We start from the raw sequence: 18290 nt of genomic DNA on the forward strand, positions 1-18290 counted from the left end.
CATGAAAAAAGTGATCAATTATTTATTATTAGCACTGATTGTGGTTTTATCAATCATTACGATATTTCCATTTATTTATATGATTTTAACAGGGTTAATGACTTATGCAGAAGCAACAAGTTTGCCACCTACATTAATTCCTAAATCATTACAATTCCAAAACTATTTTGAAGTATTCCAAAGAGCACCGTTCTTACGTTACTTTGCCAATACATTATTTGTATCATTATGTACAACTACTGCAACGGTTATTACTTCATTACTAGCAGCATTTGCATTAACAAGTTTAGAATTTAAATATAAAAAAGTTGTGACATTAGTGATGGTTTCATTATTAATGGTTCCTTATGAATCCATTATCTTTACAAATTATCAGACCATTGCACAATTAGGATTATTAGATACTTATTTAGCATTAATCCTTCCATTTTTAACAAGTATTTTCTATATTTACTATTTAAATGGTTATCTTCGTGGAATTCCAAGTACATTCTACAAAGCAGCTAAAATTGATGGCGCATCTGATTTAGAATATATTCGTCGAATTTTAGTGCCAATGTGTAAGCCAGCGCTTGTAACAGTTGGGATTTTAACATTCATTATGAGCTGGAATTCATTCCTATGGCCATTGCTTGCAACAAATACTAAATACTTCCGTCTATTAAACAACGGATTGTCTGCCTTCACGACTGAAAGTGGTAGTGATGTGCAATTACAAATGGCTGCCGCAACATTGACAGTAGTTCCTATTTTGATTATCTATTTTGTATTTAGAAAAGAAATTATTAGAGGGGTTGCTAAGAATGGTATCAAAGGATAAAACAGTTGTGACATTCCATAGCGGAATTCTAACAATTGGCGGAACCGTCATTGAAGTTAGTTATGGAAATTCTCATATTTTCTTTGACTTCGGGACAGAGTTTCGTCCAGAATTAGATTTGCCAGATGAACAGTTACAAACATTGATTCAATATGGGATTATCCCAAAATTAAATCATGTTTATGATCCACGTTTGGGATATGAGTACGATGGAGAAGAAACCGGAGAGTATGAAAATACAGCGGTATTTTTATCACATGCTCATCTTGATCATTCAAGAATGATTAACTATTTAGATCCGGCTATTCCATTGTATACTTTAAAAGAAACAAAAATGATTTTGAATAGTTTGAATCGTAATGGAGATTTTTTATTACCAACACCGTTTGAAAAATCTCCTTTTACGAGAGAAATGATTGGCTTAGAACCAAATGCAATCGTAACTGTAGGTGATATTACAATTGAAGTAGTTCCAGTGGATCATGATGCATATGGTGCAAGTGCCTTATTAATTAGAACTCCAGATCATTTTATTACGTATACTGGAGATCTACGATTACATGGCTATATTCCAGAAGCAACTGTAGAGTTTTGTAACAAAGCAAAACATACTCAGATGCTAATGATGGAAGGGGTAACGATTAGTTTCCCTGAAAGACCAGTTGATCCAACTGAAATTAAACCATCCAATGAATTAGAAGTCATTGAAAAAGTGGTTCAATTTCAACAAGAAAATCCAAATCGTCCGATAGCTTTTAATGGGTATCCAGCGAATGTGGAACGCTTCGCAAAAATTGTAGAACAATCTCCACGAACAGTAGTATTAGAGGCTCATATGGCAGCATTATTACAAGAAGTATTTGGAATTCATGCTCATTTTTATTATTCAAATGGAGCAAAACGTATTCCAAAATTAAATCATGATTTAGAAGTTTCTTATCAAACACTAATTGAAGATCAAGAGGAGTATTTCTGGCAAGTAGTCGATAATTTTGATAAACTACAAGAAGGAACACTATACCTTCACTGTGATGCTCAACCATTAGGTGACTTTGATCCAAATTATCAAGTGTTTCTCGATTTATTAGCGAAACATCACATCGAATTTGTGAAGATCGCTTGTTCAGGTCATGCAAAACCTGCGGATTTAGACCGTATTATTGCGATGATCGAACCCAAACTTTTGGTTCCTATCCATACTTTGAAACCAGAATTATTGGTGAATCCGTATGGTGAAAGAATATTGCCACATCGTGGCGAAAAAATTGTGTTGTAAAACTATAAAAGAAAAAGGAGAATAATTATGAAATTCAAATCTTTAGTAAAAGCGACACTTGCGACAACATCAGTTTTAGTTTTAGGAGCTTGCGGCAATACTGCTTCAAACTCACAAAAAGAAACTAAAGCAGACATTCAAACAGAAGTAAAAGAGGAAACGAAAATTACTTTCTGGCATGCCTTAAATGGTAAATTAGAGGAAACTCTAACGAAATTAACTGAGGAGTTCATGGCTAAAAATCCTAATGTGAAAATTGAGTTACAAAACCAATCTTCATATAAAGAATTACAAGCTAAAATTAACTCTACATTAACTTCGCCAAAAGATTTACCAACAATTACTCAAGCATACCCAGGATGGTTATGGAATGCTGCAGATCAAGATCAATTAGTTGATTTAAAACCTTACTTAGAAAACTCAACTATTGGTATCAAAGATGATGCTGCGATTCGTTCAGAATTATTAAAAGGTGCGCAAATCAATGGTGTACAATATGGTATTCCATTTAACAAATCAACAGAAGTATTGTTCTACAATGCTGATTTATTTAAAGAATATGGAGTTAAAGTACCAACTACTTTAGATGAATTAAAAGAAGCAGCTAAAACAATTTATGAAAAATCAAATCATCAAATTGTAGGTGCTGGCTTTGACTCATTAAACAACTACTATTCAACAGGTATGGTAAACAAAGGTGTTCAATTCAATAAAGAATTAGATATTACAAGTAAAGAATCAAAAGAAGTTGTTTCTTACTACGCAGAAGGTATTAAAGAAGGTTACTTCCGTATTGCTGGATCAGATAAGTTCTTATCAGGACCTTTCTCAAATAAACAAGTTGCAATGTATGTAGGTTCAACTGCGGGTGAGTCATTTGTTGCTAAAGGTGCTAAAGAAGCTGGATATGAATATGGCGTAGCTCCACGTCCTGAGAAAGTTAACATCCAACAAGGTACTGATATTTACATGTTCCAAAGTGCTTCTGAAGAACAACGTACTGCAGCTTACTTATTCTTAAAATTCTTAGCTTCTCCTGAGTCTCAATTAACTTGGGCACAAGCTACAGGATATATTCCAGTAGTTTCTAAAGTATTAGAAAGTGCAGAATACAAAAATTCTAACTCTAAAGTTCCAGCAGCAATCGCTGAAGGTAAAAAAGAATTATTCTCAATTCCTGTCATTGAAAATGCTGACTCTGCATATGCAGAAATCACTAAGATTCAAGAAAAAGTTTATAGTGATGTAAATGGTTCAAGTGTTGATAAAGTTTTAGAAGCTTCTAAAGCTGAATTCCAATCAGTTTGGAACCAATAGATTCGAATTAGACTTCCTTGTAGTAGTAAAGGACGCAAGCAAACCTGACGGTTTCATGGCTGCTAATACTACTATGGGAAGTCTTTTCTCATTTTATTGGGGTTGTTCGACAAATCCTGTTGGTGAATCAATTTGACCACCAAATTAAGCCTTCGGTTGTCAACGAACAATAGCTGAAATTCATAAAAATATAGCCTATTTTTAATAAAATCACAACTTAAATTTAAAGTTACAAGATTATCTAGCAAATTTGATTAATGGTATAAAAGTTAACTTTACAGTTCATTTGGGATTTGAAAAAGGAGAATCGGGTATTTTGTATGTCCTTTGCAAAGCTGCTCGGTTAGGATTTATTGATGTAGAGTATGTAAATGAGTGTGTAAAAAATATTTATAGTCAACTTTATAGAGAACATGAGGATTATAATTTATTATGCCCTGGATATGCAATGCTTCGGTGTTCTATTGATTTTGGAACTGGGTCTCGTGTCATAATAGTGATAGAGGCAAATAGTTATGTAAATACAAGGAGTTCAAGACTTCTACCAAAGTTTAAAATAAGAAAAATGAACGGTTGGTGCACTGTTTAGGAGAGTTTTACGAAAATAAATGTTGCAAATAGTACGTTAGGAGAGAGGAGATAACTAAAGTGAGTAATAAAAAAATATTCAAGAACAAAATAATTTACAAATTAGATCATCAACAGCTGAATATTTAACTTATATTGCTTTAAACGGTGAAAATCAAAATTCTTTTGAGGTTCGTTATGAAGATGAGAACATATGGCTTATACAAATGATGATGGCTGAGTTATATGATGTTGCACTTTCGACAATAAATGAGCATTTGAAACATATTTATGAGGATTCGGAACTTGCTGAACAAGCAACTATTCGGAAATACCGAATAGTTCAAAATGAAGGTGACCGTGAGGTTTCTAGAGGTGTAAATCACTATAATCTTCGAGCTATTATTGCAGTTGGATTTAAGGTAAATAATGAGCGTGCTTTACAGTTTAGAAAATGGGCTAACCAGATTGTAAAAGATTACACCATCCAAGGATGGGTAATGGATGTAGATAGACTGAAGAATTTTGGAACAGTTATAAATAAGGATTATTTTGAAAAGCAATTAGAGAAAGTTCGTGAAATTCGTCTTTCAGAGAGAAGATTCTATCAAAAGATTACCGATATTTATTCGACTGCTATTGATTATGACAAGAATGCAAAAACAACAAAGAGATTCTTTTCTGCCGTACAGAATAAACTTTATTATGCTGTACATGGCCAAACAGCTGCGGAAGTCATCTATTGATAGGGCAGATAGTTCTAAAGAAAATATGGGCCTTACTACATGGGATGGTTCTCCTAAAGAAAAGATTCATAAATACGATGTAATTGTTGCTAAAAACTATTTATCGGAAAACGAGATGATTCAAATGCAAAGGGTTGTTTCAGCATATCTTGATATGGCCGAAGACATGGCGCTTAGACAAATTCCTATGACTATGGAAGATTGGGAGAAAAGATTAAATGCTTTCTTAACTTTATGGGATAGAGATATTCTTCAAGATGCTGGTAAAGTTACGGCTGAACTGGCAAAACAACATGCTTTAACTGAATTTGAAAAATATAGAGTGATTCAAGATAGATTATTTCAAAGCGATTTTGATTCTTTCCTCCAATTAGAAGGTAATTTGAAGGAAGATAATGATAAAAATAAAAACTAAAAACAAACAACATTTTAGGAGTGAAGATGGAAGAAATTATAATTGAAGAAAATCTAAAACTAATTCCATATTATCCAAATCAAGAAATTGCTTTGAAGTGGTATCAAGATTTAGATGTTTGCAAGCAAGTAGATAACATAGAGGCTCTCTATACTAGAGACAGGCTAGACGCGATGTATAATTATCTTTCGACAAACGGGGAATGTTATTATGTCCAATTTAATAATACTTTAGTTGGAGATGTTTCGCTTTATAATGGAAATGAACTAGCAATTGTGATTTCCAAGGAATATCAAAATCAGCATATTGGGCGGAAATGTGTTCAGAAAATGATACAACAAGCAAACGAAAGAGGTTTGAAAGAATTAATAGCAAATATATATTCATTTAATCAGCAAAGCAGAAAAATGTTTGAATCAATTGGATTTAAACAAGTAGATGAAGAACTATATATGTATAAACTTTGAAATAGAGGCTAAGATGGAGAGATTAGATTTACTTGCAGACAAAATATACCTGCATTTTAAAGAAACAAAAAATTGATCTTATCCATTGCTATTGGAAAAAGAAGAAATAAAGCAAACATTAGAAAAGATAAAAAACAATTCAGACTCATTTTATTTGTTGGATAAAGAAGATGATGATATCCAAGGAATATGTGGTTATTACACAATTGAAAAAGAAAAATATTTACAAACTGAAATATTTGTTAGTTTTAACCAGAACAAGAAGTTTATGAATTATTTTCGTAGTTAAATAAAGTCAATGAAATCAATACTTTAGAAGTAGTACTAAAATAAAAATCGACACCATGAAATCCCGTAAAATAAGGATTTTATGGTGTCAATTTTGTTTATTTTGTAATTTTACGACTAAAAAATAATGGAAATTCCTGTATAATATAGTTGGTAAAAAAATATCAAAGGAGGAATTTCCACATGAGCATTGTAACGCAAACAAACCTATTTAGTGAAGAAGAAAATTTAGGGGAATTAGAAAAAATAGCACAAATACTATCAGTATTACTAGCAGAAAAGTTATAAAAAAATTAAAGGAACATCAAAAAGAATTAACAGAGATGATGGTCATTTTAGAAAAGAAATTACAAGAAGAATTACCGGACTTTGGAAAAGAAGAAGCCATTGATGGGAAAAGGATTCAAAGTTATGCCAATAAGGTATCTACTAAAGAACCAGACGGCAGAAGAGAAACGCAAGCAGATACGACAGCTAAAATTTATTATTCAAATAACGAAACTAAAACTACTAAGTATTTTTGTTTCCGAGTCCATTTATTAGCAGATGTAAATGATGAACTACCGTTGGCTTTTAAAGTGACTCCAGCAAGTAAAGGAGAACGGGAAGTCGCTGAAGAAATTGTATTAAAGAATACAAAAGCAGTGATGGCAGATAAAGGATATGATCGTGTTGAATTTAGGGAATTCATCGAAGAACAAGGGATGATTGCGATTATCTCTCCAAGACACATGTGGAAAGACGAAGAAAGTCGTCAATATAAAGATACATCACTCTATTATAATCAAGATGGGGAAGTATTTTATCGCACAGAAGATTATCAATTCATACCATTAGTGTACAAAGGTTATGATCAATCAACAGATTCATTGCGTTACGGATTTCATCCAAAATATAAGAATAACCGTATTTTTAGAATAAATCGTTCAGAAGATATTCGCATCTTCCCTAAAGTATCACAACAATCACATAAATTTGAGAGACTTTACAATAAGAGAAGTGCCATTGAGAGGATTAATGGTCGCTTAGACAGAGATTTTATGTTTGAAAATCATACGATAAGAGGATTAGAAAAAGTAACTTTATATGTCTCAATGGCTTGTTTATGTACATTAGGATTTGCTTATTTAAAAGTGAAAAAACAAGAAACAGAACATTTGAGCAGTTGGGTTGCATAATAGTTATATAACTTTTTTAAAAAATTGCGAAAATTTAAGGGGGAATAGTTTGCTTTTTTTTAGGAACAGAGGTTACTATTGAATAAGTATGTCCGAAAATGAAAAAAAAGATTTTCCGAAATGATTTTCCGTTTTTGGAATCATTTTTTGTTTCGAGAATCGATTTTCTTTTTCAAAAATAACGAAACCGCTATTTTAGGTAAAAAAAGTGCTACAGCGTAAATGATTCCGATACAATAGATAGTGCAATTTAAATAGAACATATGATATAATAAATGATAAGAGATCATAGGAGGTTTTAAATTGGCTAGACATTACGAAGAAGACTTCTAAAAGCAAATAGTAGAAATCTTTAACCAAGGAAATTACACATACAGAAAATTAGGAGAAGAATACGACATAGCACCGTCAACAATAAGAGGATGGGTTAATAGGTACAACAACTCTAAATCTTTTGACATTGATGACAATAGAACTGAAGAAGAAAAAGAACTAATAAGATAAAGAAATTTGTGAAAAGGAAGGTAAATATGAAAAAATGAGAAAGTTTATGGCACTTTTGATAGCTACTATCACGATGGTATCAAATATCGCCCCAGCTTTTGCGACTGATGGGGTTGGAGGGTTGCCAAAAGACGATAAATGCCCTATTGTGGAAGGAGCTAATATTCCTGCAAAGCCAGAAAAACATGGAGAAGGAGAAACGGTAGAAAGTCTCGTAAAAAATCCAGAACAACCAAATATCTATACTTTTCGTACAGACTATAAGGTTGAGAGAATGGATGCTGATGGGAAATCCTCTTTTGAAATCAACTACCAACCCTACATAGCTAGTGTTGGTGAATCTGCAACAAAAGAAGAAAAAGATAGGATAAGTAAGGCAATTACCTTACCTAATTTTTCTGGTTATTTCATTCCTAAAAATAAAATTGAAAATTATAATATTGATTATGATACGATAGTAAAAAAAGCAAAAGATGGCAAAATAAGTGATGACGAAGAATTTGGACGTAGGTATGAAGGTGGTCAAGAATTTCTTTATTATGGAAAAGAAAACGAAGTAACAGTCAAACACGTTTTTCAAGACATCGTAGACTTAAATAAGTATACAAATTTAGGTGGAGATGACAAAGAAGAAATAACTACACAGCAAAAAGGTAACACTGCTTCTATTTTGGAAATAAAACCACTTGATGAAAAAAATAGAAAAGGCTTTGTTCCAGAACAAGATTTTATCAAGATACAAGTACCAAATGATACTAAAGATTTTGTTGTAGAATACCGCTACAACCGTGCCCATTTCAATGTCAACTTTGATACAGACGGCGGCACACCAATTCCTAACCGTACTCTCTATTATGAACAAGAAATCCCAAAAATTGATGCAAACAGCATTACAAAAAAAGAAGGAAGTATATTTTTGGGTTGGAAACCATCTGTTGAAATAAAGAAAAAAAACGGCGGCACAATTAAACCAAGTGATTTAATTAATGAAGCAGAATTAACTAATGGTTTAATCATGCCGGCAGAAGATGTCACTTTCACAGCACAATGGAAAGATGAATCAAAGGCTGACTATGCAGTACAATTTTGGGCAGAAAAGGCAGACCATGCTGAAGACGCATCTCTTCTAGACAAGTACGACTATATAGGCACTCGTGTTTATAAAAATGCTGATGCAGGATATAAACCAGATTTAGATAAGGAACCTGTAAAGGGATTAAAATTCCCTGACCTAAATGACACTCGTCTACAAAAAATATGGAAAGGCGAGAAATTTAATTATAAAAAAGACCTTTATCTAAATAAGTTCTATGTCTACAACAAAGACCTAACAGACAAAGAAAATTCTAATCCTCAAAATCCAAATGTGATAAAGTCAGTGTCTCCAACAGGTCAAACTGTCTATAATATCTACTACGACAGACAAGTCTATGACCTATACTTTACTGAGTCCAATTATTATAAAAAAGAAAGACAAGAGTACACTTTCTACCCTGAAATTTGGGGATATGATCAATCAAAAGGTAAAGCGGTAATGAAGGGCGGCCCCGGTAATCCTTACCACTACAAGGCAAGATTTAATGAAATGATGTATAAGTGGCCAAACGATGCTAAACAAACCAAGGGCTTCACATCTGGCTACCAATCTTTTGGCTGGGGACCTAACTATGCTATTCCAAACTGGCCTCTTCACTTAGATACTCCTCCTTATAGATTAAATGCAGATGAGTTCCTGGACATGGATAACTACAATAGATGGGGTGGCTATACTAAGAAGATAGATAAGGGCGATGGCACAACCATTGATTTAGATAGATTCAATTTCACAACTCTATCCTTCGGTATAAAACAGGATCATCCATCTATCCCTCACCACATGGACTTTTGGATGGACGGCTTTAAGGATGGCGAAACCATCATACGCTACGACCTTGTTAGGACCAAGGCAGATACGGCTAACCTAGACTATGGCCACAGATACCCTATAGTTACAGGCTTTACTCCTTATGGCTATGAACCTAATAATCCTCAAATAGGATGGCCAGCAATCAGAGAGGAACAGCAGGACGACGGCCGTGTTAATGAAGATAGAATTGGTGAATTAAACGACGAGCGTGAAGCAATCACCCCTAACACTAGTGGGACATACTATAACAACAATGGAATCAAACTCCCTATCGGACAGCTAGACTTTATACCAGTCTTCTTTAGCGATGACGACGGATATGGCGATCCTAAAGAAGGTGGTCAAGTATTTGAAGAAAATGGTTACCTTCGTTACAAATACAAACGTAACAAGTATCCACTAAGGTTTAACTACGACCCATCAAAGATAAAAGGTGATAATGAGTTTGATAATACTAACTCATTAGACACCTTCTATGAATTCCCACTAAAGGTCCTAAGTCCTGACTTGGTAGATAAGAATACACCTCAAGAAGAAAGGGAATATTTCAAAGAAGATCCAAAAAACTTTTTAGACAACCCTGAAAACTTACAAAAATTAGGTCTTACAGAGTTAGTAGAAGAAGATGAAAATGGGAATTTGAGAGTCAGAAGACCACAAGGTCTTTCAGACCAAATGGTATTTAAGGGATGGGCCCTTGATCCAGATGGCAAAAAGATGGTTTGGGAAAACCCGGGCAAAAAAATGCCTGACCACCCAGTAAATCTCTATGCTATATGGGGCGAGCCTGACTATAAATGGAAGGTGACCTTTGACCCTGATGGGGGAGAACTAGATTCAATAGATGAAGCAAATATCACCACAGAAAGAAAAAAAATAAAAGAAGGTGACATAGGTGATGAGAAAGAAATCACCTACGCCAAAAAAGTAGATGACGAAGGCGATAAGCAAATCTTTACTGTCGTCCAAAGACAAAAGCTAGTAGAACCTCAAAAACCAAAAAAGAAAGGATATGACTTTCTAGGTTGGGAAGTAATCCATTATAAAAAAGGTGATGATGGCAACTATACTAACGAACAGGATGATTCATATCGAGAAAAATATAATGTTCCAGAATTATATTCCTTTGGTACTGACGTTGTTGGTCCAATCTACCTAAAGGCAATTTGGGTGCCAAACCAAAGAGTCGATGTCAAGGTAGAACACTACTTTTTAGATGGGAAATTTAATTTAGATGGAAATATAAAGACAAATCCAGAAGTGATAACACTAGAAGGTAAAAGAGCGGAGAAGATGGTTTCTGCAACTGCAACAAAGGAAAACGGGAAGTATCTACTCGCATCTCACGATGAACTCGAAAAATTAACAGGTGAATTAAAAAAACAATACGAAGAATATAATAATCGTATGCATGCAAACAACTCATTCTATCAAAACCTCAGGGTTGAACCAGAAAAAATACTAAACCCAGAAACTAATAAGATGGAAAATAATCCTAAAGCCGCAAACAATGTCTTCAAATTCTTCTATACACCTATTAGGAAGCGTGAGTATAAGGTTAATTACTTAGATGAAAGAGCCAAAGAAAAACTAAAAGCGGCGTCATCTGAAGCCGAAAAGAAAGCAATAATAGAAAAGTATTCTATTATAAAACAAGAAAAAGTTGATAACGGCAACCGTCACTATGATGCCAGAAATTACAAAAAAATTCCGGGCTGGGTCCTAGCTAAGGGAGAAAAGCCACAACAACAACTTTTCTTTGATGTTGATGAGAAGACAAATGAGTTTAAGGGCATCAATGGCACAGGGTCTGATGAAATTACTTTCTATTATAAAGACGTAAGGATAATAGAAGTGCCAGAAAAAGAGACTCCACCAGATGGCTATGTTAGAGTGACCTTCAAGGCTGGCGACAACGGCAAACTCGAAGAAGGTGGTAAAGCCAAAACTGTTTACTACGACGTTGTAAAGGGCTTAAAATTTTCTAATATCCCAGTTCCTGATACTATGGAACATAATTCAGACAAAACAGGTGTAGAAATTGTACCTAATAAGGACTATCAATTTGTAGGTTGGGAACGTGAAAATGCTAAGGACAAAGGTCTATTAAATGAGGAGGATCAAGTTTGTGATGACTACACCTTTGTAGCGAAATTTGAAAAACCACAGGGCAAACTAACCATCAAAAAAGTCCTAGAAAACGAACCTGAAAAAAAACAGTCAATGATGACCAGGACGGCAGTTCCAGATCCATTGAAGTTTAAATTCAAAGTTACAGGACCAAAGATAAATGGATCTAAAAATAATGAGCCAACAGAATATACAGAAGAATTTGAATTGGTTGCCGGAGAAACAAAAGTATTAGAAAATCTATTTGACGGAGACTATAAGGTTGAAGAAATAGAAAACCATGGCTATACTCCATATTACATTGAAGGTGACTATAATAAGACTAGTTCAAAATTATCAGCAGATCCAATAAAAGTAAAATTAGAAAAAACTGATAATGAAAAAGACTATGAAAAGACCCTAACCGTGGTAAACAAAAACGTCAAACCAGGAGAAGCTGAAACTCCGAATAAAAATATTATAGACATTACAGTTAAGAAAGTTTGGGACGGCGGCAAGAAGCCGGATACTACTATTGAACTTTGGAGAAAGGGCTACAAGGCAGAATACAAAGAAGACTTGACAGATGAAGAAAAATCAAAAGCTCTAATTGATGAAAAAGTTGGAGAATTTACTACAACTCCTGAGGGAGATAATGAGCAGTCTCAAATCTTCAAAGACCTTTCAAAACACGACCCAAGTGGTAAGGAATTTGAATATTATGTAAAAGAAGAAAATGTTCCAGACAATTATACTAAAAACATAACTGGATCCATAGATAAAGGATTTACAGTAACAAATACCTATCAGAAAATAGATGTAGAAGCTAATAAAGTTTGGGAAGGCGATTTAAAAGAAGGTGAAACAAGACCAACTATTTACTTCAAACTTTACAGGAAAATCAAAGACGATAAAGAAACAGAAGTCCAAGGTCAAGAAGTGAAAAAACTTGAAAATGGTACAACAAAAGTAACTTGGGAAGGCTTAGATAGATTTGATAAAAATGACAAGGAATTTATTTATTCAGTAAAAGAAGTTCAAGAAAACGGATCTGATTTTACTCCTGAAGGTTATACTAAAAAAGAAGAGGGCCTAACCGTAACAAATACTAAAGACCCAGTTGTGCCTCCAACTCCAGATCCTTCAGTTCCAGAAGACCCACAGTCACCAAAAGAATCAAAAATTTCAATAAGCAAACAAAACTTTGCAGGAGAAGAAATCAAAGGTGCACAAATTGAAATTAAAACTGAGCAAGGGGAAACAGCAAAAGGAAAATTCAAAGACTCAGACAAAGAACAAGAACTAAAATGGACTTCAGGAGATGAAGCAAAGGAAATCATACTAAAAGAAGGTAAATATAAGTTTAAAGAAGTTGCAGCACCTAAGGGCTATGCAAAAGTTACAGAAATAGAATTTAGTGTAGATTCTACAGGAAAAGTAACAGTAATAAATCCAATAGGTTCAAAAAACGCAAAAGCAGAAGAAAGTAAACTTACTATAATAGATGATATAGAAGTAGGAACACTGTCAACAACTGTATCGGTTGGAGAAAAATCTGCAAGCGAAGCTCAAGCCCTACAAGTAAAAGCAAAAGAAAAAGAAACAGTTAAAGACACAGTACACTATGAAAACTTACAACCAGGTCAAAAATATAAAATAACTGGAACACTAAAAGATGTAACAGACTATAAAGATGGTTCTAAGATTGAAGATTTAAAAACAGTTGCAGAATCAGAAAAAACATTTACTGTAAGTGACGAAGGAAAAGGTACAGTAGAAATGGAGTTTAAAGATGTACAGTTAGAAGCTGGTAAAAAATATGTAGTGTTTGAAGTAGCTGAGTCAGAAAATAACTTGAAAAAAGATGACAAAGACGGTCTTACTAAAAATATAATAAGACACGAAGATCCAAAAGACCAAGCACAAACAATTATTGTTGAGCCGGAAAATAATAATAACAATAATCCGGGTTCTGGTGATAGTCATAAAAAACCTAAAGACCCTGATAAAAACAATTCGTCTGTTGAAAAATCTGTTAGTTCAGGAGAAAAACCTAAACAACAGGATATTGTAAAAGTTCGTCATTTACCAAAAACAGGAGCCGGTGCAAATGCAACAGCATATTCTACAGTAGTAGGAGTGGTAGTAGCAGCGTTGGGTGGAGTTTTGGTAGTATTTGGAAGAAGAAAAAAAGAAACAAAATAGTATCAAAAAAGTGTCTTGAAATATAGTTTTGCTATAGAGAATAGTGGAACTTAATTGAGAGATGAAAACTAAATTTTTGGGTTGTTCGACAAATCCTGTTGGTGAGAAATCACCGACAGGATTTTTTACATGCAAAAAAGAGAAATCCAGGTTATGATTAAGTCAACCAAAACAAAAAACAAAGGAAGAAGGCGTTGAACTATAATACATTAAGCCGATTGTAACAAGTGCTGCTGTACTATTTGATTGGGAGATTTAAATTTTAATACACATCTAGCTACATGATTACCTCTACTAATATATCTTGTATGTGCTTTAACTAAACTATCTAAACTCTTAAATACTCAATTATAAAATCTTCTTCCATCTTCTTTATGACTATGTTCTACTTTTCCGTTTTGCCATGGTGAGTATGGTCTAGTTTTTATATGTTTGATGCCTTTTTCTTCTAATTTTTGTTCGAAAATCGTTTTTTTAGTTGTCGCTTCTGGATCATAGGATACGTTCTTTTTTCTTTCTTCTCAATTAATTGAAGTTTTTTAATCATTTTTTTCATAGCTCCATATGAACGTGTGTACCCTCTTCTTTGACATTGTATATAAACCTCTGCTAATCCATCTCTGTTATAACGTTTGTACATTTTACGTATCAGTTCTAATTCTTCTTTTTTATGTTTATTCGGATGATGTAAAGGTCCTCGACTCTTTGGAAGCAATGATGGTGCAGTCCCATCATATCGACTTCTCCATCGAGCAATTTGTTGTCTAGTTGTATGGTATTTTCTTGCTGCTTTAGCGTTATTATCATGTTTTATGGCATATTCTACTGCACGCTGTCTTAATTTGATTTCTTCTGTTATAATAGATTTCATAAGAGAACCTCTTTCCTGATTTTTTCCCAACTTCAGTAGAACATTGGTTCTCTTTTTTTGTACTCTTTTTGTCACAAATGTATTATACCTTAACATAGTTTTGATACTTAACTAGAAGTTACTTTGAAATTTTACGTTTAGGAATAAAGGGGAGAATCTATCTATTTATTTTGATTTTTGTATGATACAATGAACTGTGACTAAAGAGTGAAATGAGGGATAAGATGGAAATCAAAATTATTGAAACAAGTGATATGCATGGGTATGTATTACCTACAAACTATGCTGAAAGAAATTTAGATTTAGGATTTAGTACAGCTAAAGCTGCAACTATTATTAAAAAAATAAAAAAAGAAGCAAAAGGTCCAGTTGTTCAAATTGAAAATGGTGACTTTATTCAAGGGTCTCCATTAAGTTATTATGTTCGTAAACAAGGCCATCATATTGCCCATGACTTAACAAAAGTTTTAAACTATTTAGAATATGATTTAGGAATTTTAGGAAATCATGAATTTAATTATGGATTAGATTATTTGCGTGAAGCCATTGAATCATACAATCATCCGATTATTTGTGCGAACATTCTTTCTAAAACAGGAGAGCAAGTGTTTGGAGAACCTTATCGTATTATTGAAAAAGAAGGAGTTAAAATTGCAGTTTTAGGATTAACAACTCCATATATACCAAAATGGGAACAACCTGCAACGGTTAAAGATTTAACTTTTATTAGTGCTTTAGAAACTGCACAAAAATATGTGCCTGAAATGCGTGAAAAAGCAGATATTGTAGTGGTAACCTATCATGGAGGATTTGAGTCAGACTTAGAAACGGGTGAACCAACAGAATTATTAACAGGGGAAAATGAAGGGTATGCCATTGCGACTAAAGTACCTGGAATTGATGCTCTTGTAACAGGACACCAACACCGTGTTATTGCAACAAAAGTAAACGGAGTTCCTGTAATTCAACCAGGATATCGTGGAGCTTATGTAGGTGAAATTTGTTTACAAGTTGAAAAAGAAGGCGACCGTTATGTGGTCGTTAATAGTCAAGCAAAATTACACGAAACAGCAGAAGTTAAAGCAGATCCTAAAGTGTTAGAAATGTTTGAAGAATTACAAGCTGATGTAGAAAATTGGTTAGATACACCTGTAGGAACTGTTGTTGGAGATATGACGATTACAGATCCTCAACAAGCAAGATTAGTCGAACATCCTTATATTGAATTTATTAATAAAGTTCAAATGGAAGCAACTGGTGCAGATATTTCAGGAACTGCTTTGTTCAATAATGAAGGACGAGGATTTGGTTCTAAAATTGCAATGCGTGATGTCATTACAAACTACATTTATCCAAATACTTTAGCGGTGCTAAAAATTTCTGGAGAAGATTTACGTTTAGCATTAGAAAGAGTAGCAACTTACTTTATTGTAAAAGATGGACAAGTTCAATTTAATCCAAAATATATTGAACCAAAACCACAATATTATAATTATGATATGTATGAAGGTATTGAGTATACGCTTGATTTTACGAAACCATTTGGAGAACGAGTGACAAGACTAGATTATCATGGAGCTCCTGTTAAAGATACGGATGAATTAGAAGTTGTAACAAACCAATATCGTGCAGTAGGTGGCGGAAACTATGCCATGTTTAAACCAGAAAAAATTGTACGAGAAGTTCAAATTGATATGACGGAATTAATTGCCGATTATATGAAAAAACATCCCGTATTAGAAGCTACAACAAACCAAAACTTCAAGACGATTATCAAATAAATTTTTAGTTAATCATGAGAAAACATTTTTCTTTGTAGCTAAGCTATGAAAGGAAGGTGTTTTTTTCTTATTTATTCCGTGATACAATCAAGGTGTATAGGAATGATTAGAAATTGAGGTGAAATGGATGCATACGGTGATGATTGTGGAGGATGAACCGATTATTCGTGATGCTGTAGCTCAGGAATTAAGTAAATGGAATTATCAAGTTGAATGTGTAACAGATTTTAATAAAGTAATGGATGATTTTGTAAGAGTGAATCCGCAGTTAGTAATATTAGATATTACTCTTCCTTTTTTTAATGGTTATTATTGGTGTCAGGAAATTCGTAAAATTTCGAATGTGCCAATTTTATTTTTATCATCTCACCAACAACCGATGGATATTGTCATGTCGATTAATATGGGGGCAGATGATTATATTACGAAACCTTTTGAAATGCCGATACTAGTAGCTAAAATTCAAGGACTTTTCCGTCGTGCGTATGAATTTGTTGGAACTCAAGATTGGCTTGAATATAAGAGTGCGACGTTACATTTGAAGACGACTCAATTTACTTATAACCAACAAGTGATTGATTTGACAAAAAATGAATTTCAAATTTTACGTGTTCTCTTTGAAAGAGTCGGAAGTTTTGTGAGTCGAGATGAATTGATGAAGGAATTATGGAATAGTGATTTCTTCATTGATGATAATACTTTAACCGTTAATGTTGCCCGTCTTCGTAAAAAATTAGAAGAATGCGGCTTAGTGAATTTTATTACGACTAAAAAAGGAATTGGTTATGGCCTGGTGGATACCAATGAGTAAAGAGAGGAGACAGTTTATTCAACAGTGGCTATGCAGTCATAAACATTTTTTATGGTATATCGCTTTTATTCTATGCTTATGGCTAGTCTTTGGATTTGCTTTTAATGCATTGGAATGGATGTTGTATTTAATCGTACTAGTTCTCATTTTTTCAGGCTTATTTTTAGCTTCATGGTGTGCAAAGGATTTTTTGCAGTATAAAAAAATAAAAGAAAATCCAAATTGGAAAGAGTTGCTTCAAAGCGAAAAAGTGTGGACATCATCTGAACAGTTTTTATTAGAGACTTTAGAGGATTATGCCTCTCAATTATCGCAAACTGAATTTCAACAAAAAGAAGCTTATAAAGAGCAGTTAGATTACTATACAATGTGGATTCATCAAATTAAGACAAGTATTGCTTCGAGTCAATTATTAATTCAGACTTTACCAACGCTTCCTGAAAAGAGTCCATTAGAACAAGAGTTAATTAAAATTACGACTTATACTGATTTTGTCCTGCATTATGTTAGAATGGAGACTTTTCATCAAGATTTAGTATTAAGAGAACATTCTCTAGATAACATTATTCGTCAAATATTGAAGAAGTTTGCAACGTTCTTTATTTATAAAAATCTTCGATTATCCTATGATGCTGTTGATCAAGTCATTGTGACGGATGCAAAATGGTTTAGTGTTATTTTAGAACAAATTTTATTAAATTCGATTAAGTATACGGATAAAGAGGGGCAGATTTCTATTTATTTAGAGGGACCTTATTTATGTATTCAAGATACAGGGATTGGAATTGCAACATCTGATCAACAACGTATTTTTGAAAGAGGATTTAGCGGATTTAACGGGAGAATGAATTACCATTCTTCAGGATTAGGCTTATATTTATCCAATGAAATTGCGAAAAATTTAGGATTAAAATTATCGGTAGAATCGATTGTAGGAGAAGGAACAACATTAAAAATTTTATTACAGCAAGATAAACTAGATACTAGGATTTAAAAGGGAAGAAAATGACTTAAAATTTCCCATGGAAC

At 33.4% G+C, this 18290-nt stretch carries 11 protein-coding genes and 3 pseudogenes; 13 read left to right on the plus strand and 1 reads right to left on the minus strand.

The window, feature by feature from the left end; translation table 11 throughout:
• Nucleotide 1: 1 nt before the first annotated feature.
• The 10 genes and pseudogenes from LK443_RS04405 to LK443_RS04445 all read left to right on the plus strand — a co-directional run bounded on the left by LK443_RS04405 (nucleotide 2) and on the right by LK443_RS04445 (nucleotide 13798).
• The gene (locus LK443_RS04405) at nucleotides 2–820 is read left to right on the plus strand and encodes a carbohydrate ABC transporter permease (protein ID WP_227932333.1); all 819 of its coding nucleotides are present in this window, start codon (nucleotides 2–4) and stop codon (nucleotides 818–820) included.
• A complete protein-coding gene (locus LK443_RS04410) occupies nucleotides 804–2096 on the plus strand; it encodes an MBL fold metallo-hydrolase (RefSeq protein ID WP_227932335.1) in 1293 nt (430 codons plus the stop codon). The genes LK443_RS04405 and LK443_RS04410 overlap by 17 nt, the downstream gene beginning before the upstream one ends.
• A gap of 27 nt (nucleotides 2097–2123) precedes the next feature.
• Nucleotides 2124–3413: an extracellular solute-binding protein gene (locus LK443_RS04415; RefSeq protein WP_227932337.1), complete on the plus strand. Its 1290-nt coding sequence runs from the start codon at nucleotides 2124–2126 to the stop codon at nucleotides 3411–3413.
• Nucleotides 3414–3897: 484 nt separating this feature from the next.
• A pseudogene (locus LK443_RS09455) lies at nucleotides 3898–4002 on the plus strand (restriction endonuclease subunit M); the annotation flags it as partial.
• A gap of 76 nt (nucleotides 4003–4078) precedes the next feature.
• Nucleotides 4079–5141, plus strand: a pseudogene (locus LK443_RS04420) (virulence RhuM family protein).
• A gap of 26 nt (nucleotides 5142–5167) precedes the next feature.
• On the plus strand, nucleotides 5168–5608 hold the full coding sequence (locus tag LK443_RS04425; protein WP_227932339.1) for a GNAT family N-acetyltransferase: 441 nt from the start codon (nucleotides 5168–5170) through the stop codon (nucleotides 5606–5608).
• Nucleotides 5609–5699: 91 nt separating this feature from the next.
• Nucleotides 5700–5897 (plus strand): hypothetical protein, encoded by a 198-nt coding sequence (locus LK443_RS04430; RefSeq protein WP_227932341.1) that lies wholly within the window; start codon nucleotides 5700–5702, stop codon nucleotides 5895–5897.
• Nucleotides 5898–6219: 322 nt separating this feature from the next.
• A complete protein-coding gene (locus tag LK443_RS04435) occupies nucleotides 6220–7074 on the plus strand; it encodes a transposase (protein WP_227932343.1) in 855 nt (284 codons plus the stop codon).
• 339 nt (nucleotides 7075–7413) lie between these two features.
• Nucleotides 7414–7572, plus strand: a pseudogene (locus tag LK443_RS04440) (helix-turn-helix domain-containing protein); the annotation flags it as partial.
• Nucleotides 7573–7624: 52 nt separating this feature from the next.
• Entirely contained in the window at nucleotides 7625–13798 is a 6174-nt protein-coding gene (locus tag LK443_RS04445) for an InlB B-repeat-containing protein (RefSeq protein ID WP_227932345.1), read from the plus strand.
• A 448-nt stretch (nucleotides 13799–14246) separates the two neighbouring features.
• On the opposite strand, the gene LK443_RS04450 is transcribed toward LK443_RS04445, so the two are convergent.
• The gene (locus LK443_RS04450) at nucleotides 14247–14669 is read right to left on the minus strand and encodes a helix-turn-helix domain-containing protein (RefSeq protein WP_227932347.1); all 423 of its coding nucleotides are present in this window, start codon (nucleotides 14667–14669) and stop codon (nucleotides 14247–14249) included.
• 224 nt (nucleotides 14670–14893) lie between these two features.
• Between LK443_RS04450 and LK443_RS04455 the strand changes: the two genes are divergently transcribed.
• The 3 genes from LK443_RS04455 to LK443_RS04465 all read left to right on the plus strand — a co-directional run bounded on the left by LK443_RS04455 (nucleotide 14894) and on the right by LK443_RS04465 (nucleotide 18255).
• Nucleotides 14894–16450 carry a bifunctional metallophosphatase/5'-nucleotidase gene (locus LK443_RS04455; RefSeq protein WP_227932350.1) on the plus strand — a complete coding sequence of 519 codons (1557 nt, stop codon included), beginning with the start codon at nucleotides 14894–14896 and terminating at the stop codon, nucleotides 16448–16450.
• Nucleotides 16451–16577: 127 nt separating this feature from the next.
• Nucleotides 16578–17261 carry a response regulator transcription factor gene (locus LK443_RS04460; protein ID WP_227932352.1) on the plus strand — a complete coding sequence of 228 codons (684 nt, stop codon included), beginning with the start codon at nucleotides 16578–16580 and terminating at the stop codon, nucleotides 17259–17261.
• Complete coding sequence (locus LK443_RS04465; protein WP_227932354.1) at nucleotides 17236–18255, plus strand: sensor histidine kinase; 1020 nt, start codon at nucleotides 17236–17238, stop codon at nucleotides 18253–18255. The genes LK443_RS04460 and LK443_RS04465 overlap by 26 nt, the downstream gene beginning before the upstream one ends.
• Nucleotides 18256–18290: the final 35 nt, after the last annotated feature.

This window comes from Granulicatella elegans, assembly GCF_020735385.1.
Classification (GTDB): Bacteria; Bacillota; Bacilli; order Lactobacillales; family Aerococcaceae; genus Granulicatella; species Granulicatella elegans_B.

Excerpts from the sequence above, each read along its gene's own strand:
- LK443_RS04465 (WP_227932354.1), top strand. The coding sequence starts at position 17,236 with ATGGCCTGGTGGATACCAATGAGTAAAGAGAGGAGACAGTTTATTCAA.
- LK443_RS04415 (WP_227932337.1), top strand. The coding sequence starts at position 2,124 with ATGAAATTCAAATCTTTAGTAAAAGCGACACTTGCGACAACATCAGTT.
- LK443_RS04425 (WP_227932339.1), top strand. The coding sequence starts at position 5,168 with ATGGAAGAAATTATAATTGAAGAAAATCTAAAACTAATTCCATATTAT.
- LK443_RS04450 (WP_227932347.1), bottom strand. The coding sequence starts at position 14,669 with ATGAAATCTATTATAACAGAAGAAATCAAATTAAGACAGCGTGCAGTA.
- LK443_RS04460 (WP_227932352.1), top strand. The coding sequence starts at position 16,578 with ATGCATACGGTGATGATTGTGGAGGATGAACCGATTATTCGTGATGCT.
- LK443_RS04405 (WP_227932333.1), top strand. The coding sequence starts at position 2 with ATGAAAAAAGTGATCAATTATTTATTATTAGCACTGATTGTGGTTTTA.
- LK443_RS04445 (WP_227932345.1), top strand. The coding sequence starts at position 7,625 with ATGGCACTTTTGATAGCTACTATCACGATGGTATCAAATATCGCCCCA.
- LK443_RS04435 (WP_227932343.1), top strand. The coding sequence starts at position 6,220 with ATGATGGTCATTTTAGAAAAGAAATTACAAGAAGAATTACCGGACTTT.
- LK443_RS04455 (WP_227932350.1), top strand. The coding sequence starts at position 14,894 with ATGGAAATCAAAATTATTGAAACAAGTGATATGCATGGGTATGTATTA.
- LK443_RS04410 (WP_227932335.1), top strand. The coding sequence starts at position 804 with ATGGTATCAAAGGATAAAACAGTTGTGACATTCCATAGCGGAATTCTA.